10 protein-coding genes and 2 pseudogenes are annotated in these 11,271 nt (G+C 36.4%); 5 read left to right on the forward strand and 7 right to left on the reverse strand.

Annotation, left to right across the window (positions count from 1 at the left end):
- Nucleotides 1-480 (forward strand): hypothetical protein, encoded by a 480-nt coding sequence (locus AO58_RS0102985; protein WP_024980280.1) that lies wholly within the window; start codon nt 1-3, stop codon nt 478-480.
- Nucleotides 481-1,209: an LVIVD repeat-containing protein gene (locus AO58_RS0102990; RefSeq protein WP_024980281.1), complete on the forward strand. Its 729-nt coding sequence runs from the start codon at nt 481-483 to the stop codon at nt 1,207-1,209. It abuts the gene before it with no gap.
- Here the strand turns inward: AO58_RS0102990 and AO58_RS0102995 are convergent.
- The gene (locus AO58_RS0102995; RefSeq protein WP_024980282.1) at nt 1,206-1,862 is read right to left on the reverse strand and encodes a TrmH family RNA methyltransferase; all 657 of its coding nucleotides are present in this window, start codon (nt 1,860-1,862) and stop codon (nt 1,206-1,208) included. The genes AO58_RS0102990 and AO58_RS0102995 overlap by 4 nt on opposite strands.
- A gap of 352 nt (nt 1,863-2,214) precedes the next feature.
- Between AO58_RS0102995 and AO58_RS0103000 the strand changes: the two genes are divergently transcribed.
- From AO58_RS0103000 to AO58_RS0103010, 3 genes are all read left to right on the forward strand, one after another.
- Nucleotides 2,215-2,916 (forward strand): SIR2 family NAD-dependent protein deacylase, encoded by a 702-nt coding sequence (locus AO58_RS0103000; protein WP_024980283.1) that lies wholly within the window; start codon nt 2,215-2,217, stop codon nt 2,914-2,916.
- A gap of 65 nt (nt 2,917-2,981) precedes the next feature.
- Nucleotides 2,982-4,328, forward strand: a complete 1,347-nt coding sequence (gene purB, locus AO58_RS0103005) for an adenylosuccinate lyase (RefSeq protein ID WP_024980284.1) — start codon at nt 2,982-2,984, stop codon at nt 4,326-4,328.
- A gap of 154 nt (nt 4,329-4,482) precedes the next feature.
- On the forward strand, nt 4,483-6,714 hold the full coding sequence (locus AO58_RS0103010) for a cation:proton antiporter domain-containing protein (protein ID WP_024980285.1): 2,232 nt from the start codon (nt 4,483-4,485) through the stop codon (nt 6,712-6,714).
- Nucleotides 6,715-6,781: 67 nt separating this feature from the next.
- On the opposite strand, the pseudogene AO58_RS18435 reads toward AO58_RS0103010, so the two are convergent.
- The 6 genes and pseudogenes from AO58_RS18435 to AO58_RS16890 all read right to left on the reverse strand — a co-directional run.
- Nucleotides 6,782-8,642: pseudogene (locus tag AO58_RS18435) on the reverse strand (OmpA family protein).
- Between the two features lie 26 nt (nt 8,643-8,668).
- Nucleotides 8,669-9,319, reverse strand: coding sequence for a tetratricopeptide repeat protein (locus AO58_RS0103020; protein WP_155959405.1), 651 nt, complete (start codon nt 9,317-9,319; stop codon nt 8,669-8,671).
- Nucleotides 9,320-9,331: 12 nt separating this feature from the next.
- Nucleotides 9,332-9,733 (reverse strand): annotated as a pseudogene (locus AO58_RS17925) (PorP/SprF family type IX secretion system membrane protein); the annotation flags it as partial.
- Nucleotides 9,691-9,963, reverse strand: a complete 273-nt coding sequence (locus AO58_RS17930) for a hypothetical protein (RefSeq protein ID WP_024980288.1) — start codon at nt 9,961-9,963, stop codon at nt 9,691-9,693. The pseudogene AO58_RS17925 and the gene AO58_RS17930, both read right to left, overlap by 43 nt.
- 9 nt (nt 9,964-9,972) lie before the next feature.
- Nucleotides 9,973-10,884: a PorP/SprF family type IX secretion system membrane protein gene (locus AO58_RS0103035; RefSeq protein WP_024980289.1), complete on the reverse strand. Its 912-nt coding sequence runs from the start codon at nt 10,882-10,884 to the stop codon at nt 9,973-9,975.
- 61 nt (nt 10,885-10,945) lie between these two features.
- A partial coding sequence (locus AO58_RS16890; protein ID WP_035717264.1) for a T9SS type B sorting domain-containing protein occupies nt 10,946-11,271 on the reverse strand: 326 nt, incomplete at its 5' end.

Here is an 11,271-nt window from a genome sequence, read left to right on the forward strand (position 1 = left end):
ATGAGCAAAAAAATAGTACTGTTTATTTTTCCTTTCCTTTTTTATTCCTGTTGGCCAACAACTGGAGGAGATACTAGTGAACCTGTTTACAAACCTGTTACAATGGAAAGAATCGCATTTGAAAAATCGATAGCTCTCCAAAATCCACAACCTATTATCAAATCTGGAAAAATATACATTAAAGGAGATTTAATGTTTATCAATGATGTCAATAAAGGATTTCACGTCTATGATTATTCCAATCCTAAAAAGCCAACTCTCATCCATTTTATAAAAGCGCCTGGCGCCACTGATTTGGCAATCATTGACGAAATCATTTTCATTAACCAAGCTGTAGATTTAGTAACTGCAACTTTTGATACGAGCAACAATAAATTACTGGTAACCAATAGAAATAAAAATGTGTTTCCTCAAAAAAGGGCTCCTGATGGAAGCTTCGGAAATCCAACAAATAATCAAATAATTATAGACTGGAAATAAATGAAAAAAATAATATCCTTACTAATTATATTTATTGTTATAGGCTGTTCTGATAGTGACTCAAACTCAACACCAGAGATTGGTCAAGGAGGTTCTTTGGCTGTTTTTACAATAAAAGGAAATTACTTGTATTGCGTGGATGAGATGAAACTCAATGTTTTTTCATTAATAAATCCTCAAAAACCAGTAAAAGTTAATGAAACTCAAATTGGTTTTAATATTGAAACTTTGTTTTCGTTTGGAGACAATTTATATATAGGTTCTAGAAACGGAATGTTTATTTATTCCATAACAAATCCTGAAAACCCGACAAAACTTTCCAGCGTACAACATTTTACCGCATGTGATCCAGTGATTGCTAATAGTACACATGCCTTTGTAACCTTAAATTCAAATGCATTATGCGGAAATAATGTGAATGTTTTACAAGTATATGACACAAAAAACCTTAGCAACCCAAAGCTAATACATAGTCGAAATCTCATACAACCCAAAGGAATTACACTTTTTTCAACAAACTATCTTTTAGTGTGTGATGATGTTATTAAAATTTTCAATATTCAAAACCCAGCCGAACCTGTTTTAGAAAATATAATTGAAAAAAAATGCTTTGACTTAATTATCAAAAACAACTCTCTTTACGCCATAGGATATAATGGTGTTTATCTATACGAATTGGATCCAACCGACATTAAAAACATAAAGTTAATTAGTGAAATAAATTTCTAATTCTTCTCAAAATAGCGCGCCTCGATGCGTTTGATGTCTTTGATTGATTTTCGTGCCCAATCGAGTCGTTTTTCGAGAACTTGGGCTTCGGTTAATTGCCAAGGAATATCGGAATTGCGTAATCGATTGGTTAGATTTTGCAAAATAATTGCTGCGGATACTGAAATATTCAAACTTTCGGTGAAACCTACCATAGGGATTTTGAGAAATCCATCGGCTTTTTGCATGATTTCTTCGGATAAACCTTCTTTTTCGGTACCAAAACAAAAAGCACTAGGTTTAGAAATATCAAAATGGTCTAACAAACAATCATCAGTATGTGGTGTGGTAGCAATAATTTGGTAACCTTTGTTTTTTAAAGTATCCATACAATTCCCTACCGAATCAAAAGAGTTGATATCTACCCATTTTTGAGCACCCATGGCAATTTCCTTGTCGATACTTTTACCATAGCGTTGCTCAATTACGTTCAGATTTTGTACTCCAAAAACTTCACAACTACGCATTACAGCACTAGCATTGTGCATTTGAAACACGTCCTCGACTACTACTGTAAAGTGATTGGTTCTTTCTTGAAGTACTTTTAGGAATTTTTCTTTTCGGTTATCGGTCAAAATATTTTCTAGAAAATGGAGATAGTCTAAATCGATCATGTAACGTTTTTTTTATTTGGACAAAAATAAGAAAAGAATGGTCTTAAGTGGGAAGTGAAAAGTGAAAAGTGAGAAGTGAAATAAGAAATGGGAAATGGGAAATGGGAAAAGTGAGAAGTGAGAAGTGGTTGAAGTATAGTATTTGAGTTTTGGATTTTGGAATTGGGAATTGGGAATTGATTGAAAAAATGATTTTATTTGAGTTGTTGTTTTGCGTGAGGGATAGGAATAAACTACCGAAGTAGTATGGATAGCCCGACCGCAGCTTCGCAAAGGGGCGCCTAACACAACTGCTATAAGCCCCTTTGTGAAGCTGTGGTCACGCCCAAATAAAAATTAAAGAATAACTTATATGAAAAAGAAATTAGTGGTATTAACAGGAGCCGGAATAAGTGCTGAAAGCGGCATAAAAACCTTTAGAGATAGCGATGGATTGTGGGAAGGGCACGATGTAATGGAGGTAGCGACGCCAGAAGGATGGCGAAAGAATCCGACCTTGGTTTTGGACTTCTATAATCAACGTAGAAAACAATTGTTGGAAGTACATCCTAATTTGGCGCATCAGGTTTTGGTGGATTTGGAACAGGATTTTGAAGTTCATATTGTCACACAAAATGTAGATGATTTGCATGAACGTGCGGGAAGTCAAAACGTATTACACTTGCACGGTGAGTTGCTTAAAGTACGAAGTACGCGAAATGAGTCCTATGTTTTGGATTGGACAGGTGACTTGCAACTTGGGGATTGTGATGCGAGTGGCAACCAATTGCGCCCACATATTGTATGGTTTGGCGAAGCGGTTCCTGCGCTAGAAGCTGCGATTGATTTGGTAGAACAAGCGGATTATATCGCGATTATTGGGACTTCGTTGCAAGTATATCCTGCGGCGGGACTGACGGATTTTGCGCCCAAAAATGTTCCTATTTTTTATATTGACCCCAAAGCGACCAAGATTTCGAATGTAAAAAATCCGCTGACTTGTATTGCAATTAAGGCTACTGAAGGAATTCTTGTATTGCAACAAAAGTTATTGAATTTAGAGAAAAAAAACTAAGTCTTGAAAACTGAATACTGAACACTTATGCTTATTTTTGTGCCTTTCGAACAAAAAACACAACAATGACTACTTTAAACGAATTGAATGCCATTTCTCCTATTGACGGAAGATATAGAAATAAAACAATTGCATTAGCGCCTTTTTTCTCAGAAGAAGCGTTGATTAAATACCGCGTTTTGGTTGAAATTGAGTATTTCATTGCTTTATGCGAACAACCTTTACCACAATTAACTGGAGTAAACCCAAATGTATTTGAGAGTTTACGCAACATCTACAAAAACTTTAGTACCGAAGATGCGCTTTGGATTAAGGAAACTGAAAAAGTTACTAATCACGACGTAAAAGCGGTTGAATATTTTATAAAAGACGCTTTTGAAAAATTGGGTCTTTCAGCACACAAAGAGTTTATTCATTTTGGATTGACTTCTCAGGACATCAACAACACGGCTATTCCGCTTTCTACAAAAGAAGCGTTTGAAAAAGTATATATGCCATCTTTGATTGGTTTAATCGCCAAATTGAAAGAGTTAAGTCAAGAATGGGCTCACGTTCCTATGTTAGCACGTACGCACGGACAGCCTGCCTCTCCTACTCGCTTAGGAAAAGAGCTTGGGGTTTTCGTGGAGCGTTTGGAAGAACAAATGCGTTTGTTGTTCAACATTCCGTTTGCGGCAAAATTTGGTGGTGCTACTGGAAATTACAACGCACATCATGTAGCGTATCCACAAATTGATTGGAGACAATTTGGTAAAAAATTCGTGGAAGATATTTTGGGATTACACCACTCTTTTCCAACGACTCAGATTGAACATTACGACCATTTCGCTGCATTTTTCGATGCTTTAAAAAGAATCAACACTATCATTGTCGATTTGGATCGTGACATTTGGACGTATGTTTCGATGGAGTATTTCAAACAAAAAATCAAAGCGGGCGAAATTGGTTCTTCGGCTATGCCACATAAAGTAAACCCTATCGATTTTGAAAACTCTGAAGGAAATTTAGGCATTGCCAACGCGATTTTTGAGCATTTGTCTGCCAAATTACCTTTGTCAAGACTACAACGTGATTTAACAGACAGTACGGTTTTGAGAAATATTGGTGTGCCAATGGGCCATACACTTATTGCTTTTGAAGCGACTTTGAAAGGATTGAACAAATTGTTATTGAACGAAAGTAAATTCCACGAAGATTTAGAAAACAATTGGGCTGTAGTTGCAGAAGCTATTCAAACGATTTTACGTCGCGAAGCCTACCCAAATCCTTATGAAGCGCTAAAAGGTTTGACCAGAACGAATGAGGCAATTACTAAAGATTCTATGCATGCATTTATTGCTACGTTAGATGTTTCTGATGCTATAAAAGCTGAATTACTACAAATCACACCAAGTAATTTTATTGGGATTTAATCGTCCAAAAAAATATTTTTACCTAAAGAAGCTATCCTAATCGATAGCTTTTTTTTAGTTTTAACTTTTTGTTGTAGCTCAAAAACAGGATTTCAAAAACGATTTTTGTAAATTAGCAAAAATAGAGATTGTATAACTTTGAAAATAAAAAACAATGAGTGCAGTTGCAGAAGCATCAACCCATCTAGAACCATTGATTACGGATTTGGGTTTAATACTCCTGACTGCTGGAATAGCAGTACTTATCTTTAAAAAACTAAAGCAACCTTTAGTATTAGGATATTTAGTAGCTGGTTTTTTGGCTGGCAATCACTTTGATTTTTTTCCATCGGTTCAAGATATTAAAAGTGTCGAAGTTTGGGCCGAAATTGGTATCATCTTTTTGTTGTTCAGTTTAGGACTTGAATTTAGCTTTAAAAAGCTTATAAAAGTTGGCGGAACCGCCTCGATAACGGCACTAACGCAAATAGGCTTTATGGTCTATTTTGGCTATACCATAGGCGATTTAATGGGATGGTCCAGAATGGATTGTTTGTTTCTCGGAGTGATATTATCAATTTCATCTACTACCATTATTCTAAAAAGTTTTGACGAATTGGGAGTAAAAGTACAACGCTTCGTAGGAAATGTAATTGGCTCGTTGATTGTTCAGGATATTGTGGCAATTTTGTTGATGGTTTTATTGTCCACCTTAGCTGTAAGCGAAAATTTTTCTGGTGGTGAGTTATTACAATCCATATTAAAGTTAGTTTTCTTTTTAGTGTTGTGGTTTTTGAGCGGAATTTTCATCATTCCAACCGTACTTAAAAAAGCAAAACACTTGTTAACCGACGAAATGTTACTAATCATCTCGATTGCTTTATGTTTAATGATGGTAATTTTGGCTGCAAAAGTTGGATTTTCTCCTGCTTTGGGTGCTTTCATTATGGGATCTATCATTGCCGAAACTACTCAAGCTGAACATATTGAACATCTACTAAAACCCGTAAAAGATTTATTTGGTGCCGTATTTTTTGTTTCAGTCGGAATGTTAATAGATCCAAATACGCTAGTAGAACATGCAATACCCGTACTTATTTTATCAGTAGTAACCATATTTGGACAATCCATAAGTTCAACCATTGGATCCCTTATTTCAGGTCAGCCCTTAAAAGAATCGGTACGAACTGGTATGAGTTTGTCTCAAATTGGCGAATTTTCATTCATTATAGCCACCTTGGGAATTACCTTAAATGTTACGAGTTCATTTTTGTATCCAATAGTCGTTGCTGTTTCGGCGATTACTACATTCACGACTCCCTATATGATTAAATTTTCTGGTCCGTTTTCTGAGTATTTAAGCTTAAAATTACCTCGAAAATGGCTAAAACGAATCGAACGATACAGTGCAAGTACGCAAGCCATCAAAACGGTAAACAACTGGAAAACGGTAATTAATGCTTATTTAATGCAAATTATTGTACATTCCATTATCATTATAGCTGTAATACTGCTATCGTCTTCCTATATTTTACCTTTGGTAAAAACTTTCCCTTTTGGTTCCGTTTTGGGTGCGCTTATAACGCTGCTGTTTTTAGCTCCTTTTCTTTGGGCTTTATCGCTAAGAAGAGTGGCGATTGCTGAAGTAACGCTATTATTAGAAGATCGAAAATCAAGAGGACCGATGGCAATGTTGTTCCTGCTACGAATCCTAATTGCGGTGGTTTATATTGGTTTTTTACTTAATATTTTCTTTTCTCCGAAAATTGCATTGGTGGCTTTTGTTGTAGCGATTACCCTTTATTTTCTGTTTCAAAAAAGATTAAATCATCACTATCACAAAATAGAAAATCATTTTTTATCCAATTTAAATGATAGAGAAATAAGTCTCGCCAAAAGAAGCCGAAGCGATTTATCACCATGGGACGGACACATGGCTATCTTTGATATCGCGGCTGAGTCGAATATAGCTGGAGAAACCTTAAAAAACTTACAATTAAGAGAAAGTATCGGAATTAATATTGCTTCCATAAAAAGAGGAGAAATTACCATACATATTCCTGATGCTAATGAGCGCTTGTTTCCTGGCGACGAAATCAACGTTATTGGCACCGATGCTCAAGTACAGGAATTCAAAAAATACTTGGATCAGCACGAAATTGAAGCTTCTCCAGAAATCTCAGAACCCGATATTGTACTACGACAAATTGAACTTAAAAACCATGTTTTTATTGGCAAAAGTATCAAAGAATCCAAACTCCGAGAAAAAACCAAAGGACTTGTAGTGGGAATTGAAAAACGAGGCAAACGTTTATTAAATCCAGAATCGAATATTGTACTTGAACAAGATGATATTCTTTGGATTGTTGGAGATAAAAAACTACTTGCCGATTTAGTTCATGAATAAAAAATTCAATCCATAAAAAATGCCCTCATGATGTATTTCAGAGGGCATTTTTATTGTTTTGAAAAAGCTACAAGCTTGTCACTATAAATTCACTTCTTCTATTCATTTGATGTTGCTCTTCGGTGCAGTTAGACTGGTTTGTTGGTTCGCAACCACAGTCGTTTACCAATTGTGATTCTCCGTATCCGCGTCCGGTTAATCTGGATTTGTCGATACCTTTTGAGACCAACCAAGCAATTGTTGCTTTGGCTCTACGTTCAGATAAAGCCATGTTGTATTTGGCTGTTTGTCTGCAATCGGTATGGGAACGAATATCCAATTTCATCGTTGGGTTTTGTTGCAAAACATCGAGTATTTTGGCCAAATCCAAAGCCGCTTCACTACGAATATTAGACTTGTCTAAGTCAAAATAAATCATTTTGATCCCAAAACATTTCCCTAAATCATCGCCAATAGCGACTTTGCATATAGCACTTTCTAATGCCAAATTCACCATACTTTCACCTGATGTGGCTGGGATTTTTATCTTGCTTTCATTGGTTTTATAGTCGGTTTTACTTGCTCTTACGTTGTAGGTACGTCGACACTCAATGGCAAATGTATAATTACCTTGATCATCTGAGGTGGTGGTACCAATAACTTTGTATTGCTTGTTGAGCAACGTAACTGCTGCTCCTGCTAAAACTTCTCCAGTATCGCTATCGGTGATTTTTCCTTTTAAAACTTGTTGGCAACGACTCTTGCTGGTAAAGCGATAAATATCATCGGAACCCATACCTCCTTCACGATTCGAGGTGAAAAATCCTTTATTGGTCTCGCTATCGCGGTAATATGAAAAATCATCTTTGGGAGAATTCACCTCTGCTCCATCATTCTCTACTTCGCCAAAAGTCATTGGTCACAAAAGGAAACGTTTCTCTCCCCTCGGTATTGATCTCGGGACCTAGATTGGTCGGTTCGCCAAAAGTTCCATTGCTATTAATAGCTACTTTATACAAATCAGATTGTCCAAGAGTACCTGGTCTATCTGAAGCAAAATAAAGGGTTTGCTCATCAGGACTCAACGCTGGGTGAGCCGTACTGAATTGATCGCTATTGAAAGGCAATTCGGTAACATTGGTCCATCTTTGGTTCACTAGCGTGGCTTTGTATATTTTAAGTAGTGTAACCTTATTGGCATCTTTACCTTTTTTACCATCCAAATAGTTGTTTCGGGTAAAATACATGGTGTTCCCATCTTTGGTAAACACAGGGGTAGCTTCATGAAATTTAGAATTCACATTCGCATCATAGCGTTGTGCAAGGGTTGGCACCAGTTCACCATCTACGGCTGCTGCGTACAAATTGGTAAAGTGTTCTCCGGTCCAAGCGTGTTTGCGTTGGCCTACTCCGCCGGTATCTCTAGCTGAAGCAAAAACCAATTTATTGTCCACAACTGCACTGCCATAATCTGAATATTTAGAATTGATACCCGCATTGGCAATGGTATACATTCCTACATTGGCTTTGATGTCTTCTAAATAATCCGTGTTGTTTTGTAAGCGCTTGGCGCGGCTGTCGTTACTAGCTTTTGCTTCAAATTTGGATAAAACTTGCGCTGCTTCTTTGGTCTTGCCCACGGCCTTTAACGATTGTGCATAACGATAGTAGTATTCTGGCGCCAATTCTGTTGCCATTTCATACAATTGTCCATACCATTGAGAGGCTTTCTCAAAATCAGCATTAAAATAATAGGCATTCCCTAATTTCTCGAACATCTCGGCAGATTGATACCCTTTGTTAGCTAATCGCTCGTAGGTTTGAATCGCATCTACATAGGCATAGTTACCGTAGTTTTTGTTGGCCGAAGAAACTTTGGCTTTTTGAGCATAACTTACGCTACTCAAAACAGTGGTTAGGACTAAATAAAAAAGTACTCTTTTTTTCATGATCTAATGGTATAAATCGGGTGTGTTTATTTTTTGTTTTCGCTTTGTAACAAAGCTTCATATGTTGCTAATAATTCTTTAGATCTTTTCTCTTGCCCTATGTTCTTTAAGGTCATGGCATATCTAAAGTAATATTCAGGTTTAATCTTTTTGCCAATTTTAAAGAACTCAAGATAATATTGAGATGCTTTTGTATACTCATTTTTATAAAAATAAGCATCGGCTAGTTGACTCAATAATCCTGCTGAACGTATTCCCTGATCTACCATTCGTTCATAGGTATCCAAGGGATCAATGGATATCGTTTTTACAGCATTAATTTGTTGATCCACAACAAGCACATCTTCTTTTATTACTTTTGGTTGGTCGACTTCTTTTATTTCTTTTGTATTGTAAATAGATTCTTGATCTCTACTTTTTTTCTTGTACACTATGATTTCTTTAACTTCTCTAGTGTTATTGGGTCCCAAATCATTAGTATTAATCAAGTTTTTATTACTCACCGTATACATGACTTTGGTACTTCCAAATCCAGAATGAATGGTCTCTGTTACTTCATACCTTTTCGACTTAATTTCTTTATCGGAATGGATCGTTGGGACTAGATTGTTTTGACCACACAACAACATGGGAGCTATGAGTATAAGAACCGTGACTTGTGATGGTCGTAATCTCATAGGGTAAAGTTTTTAAAAGAATCGAGGCGTTAGTATTTTGTTACTGTTCTTAAAAATCTCGTAGCGTAAAAATATCTCATGAGAGCCTGAATTGTAATTCTCTAAATTGGTCGTTTCTAAATCATAACCGTAGCCAATATACATTCCATCGCTAACTTGAAAACCAACCATGGCACTCATGGCAGCGCTCCATCGGTAAGCAACTCCAAGCGTAAGTTTTTCAACAAACATAAAGTTAGCCGAAACATCCACTTGCAAAGGCGAACCTTCTACTACTTTGGTTAAAAAAGCGGGTTTGAATTTGATATCGTTCGACAAATCAAAAACATAACCTCCAATGAAATAGTAATTTATTTTTTCTTTGAAAATCGCTACTTCATTATCATTATAGCGATTGGTTTGAATGAAGTTTGGTTTTTTGCTTTCTCAAAATCAGCATTAAAATAATAGGCATTCCCTAATTTCTCGAACATCTCGGCAGATTGATACCCTTTGTTAGCTAATCGCTCGTAGGTTTGAATCGCATCTACATAGGCATAGTTACCGTAGTTTTTGTTGGCCGAAGAAACTTTGGCTTTTTGAGCATAACTATTCCATGAAGAAAAAATTAGCGCCAATATTGTGAAGAGGATAGTATTTTTCATAATCAATTTTTAAAAGAATCGAGGCGTTAGTATTTTGTTACTGTTCTTAAAAATCTCGTAGCGTAAGAATATCTCATGAGAGCCTGAATTGTAATTCTCTAAATTGGTCGTTTCTAAATCATAACCGTAGCCAATATACATTCCATCACTAACTTGAAAACCAACCATAGCACTCATGGCTGCGCTCCATCGGTAAGCCACTCCAAGCGTGAGTTTTTCAACAAACATAAAGTTAGCCGAAACATCCACTTGCAAAGGAGAACCTTCTACTACTTTGGTTAAAAAAGCGGGTTTGAATTTGATATCGTTCGACAAATCAAAAACATAACCTCCAATGAAATAGTAATTTATTTTTTCTTTGAAAATCGCTACTTCATTATCATTATAGCGATTGGTTTGAATGAAGTTTGGAACCGAAAGTCCCAAGTAGGCTTTGTCGGAATGGTAGTAAATCCCCGCTCCTACGTTAGGAGTAAATACATTTCGCAAATTTTGAAATTGTGCATCGCCTTGGTTCACTGGATTCAATTTACTCGCGTTCAAATTAAACAGATTAGCCGTAGCTTTCATTCCAAAAGACAATTTGAAATCCGCTGATGTTTGAATGCTATAGGATAAATCTGCCGAGATAGTATTTTCATTGGTTGGTCCTATTTTGTCATTCACAAACGACACGCCCAATCCTAAATTGCTATTGCTAATTGGAGTATTTATCGAAACGGCATTGGTCGTGGGTGCACCATCGAGCCCTACCCATTGGGTACGGTGTAAGGCAAAAATACTCATAGCACCACGACTTCCGGCATAGGCTGGATTGATGTTAATGGTATTGTACATGTATTGGGTAAACTGTGCGTCTTGTTGACCATAGCTCGCCGCCGCTACTAACAATAAAATGAAAGAGGTTAATCTTGTTTTCATATGCTTTTATTTTTAGCCTGAGAGCAAGCTCTCAGGCTTTTTTTTCTTTTTTTTGAGTTAACTATCGTGATAAGTATAAAAATCCTGCTTTTTGCTTCATCACGCCACTAAGTGGTTTTTTATATTTTACCACATAATAGTAGGTACCATTAGGCAAAGCATCGGCTTTGTTTACCGTTACACGACCTTCGGAAATTCCGACAAACACTTTCGATGCATTGTCATAACCCTCTACTTCAAAAACCAATACACCCCAACGGTTGTAGATCTCTACGGTATTCTCTGGATAGTTTTCTATACGATCAATAGTAAAGACTTGATTATCCCCATCATTATTAGGTGAAAATGCATTGTGAACTAAAATATCACAAGAACTATCACTGTCAT

It is taken from the genome of Flavobacterium succinicans LMG 10402, assembly GCF_000611675.1.
GTDB classification, from domain to species: Bacteria; Bacteroidota; Bacteroidia; order Flavobacteriales; family Flavobacteriaceae; genus Flavobacterium; species Flavobacterium succinicans.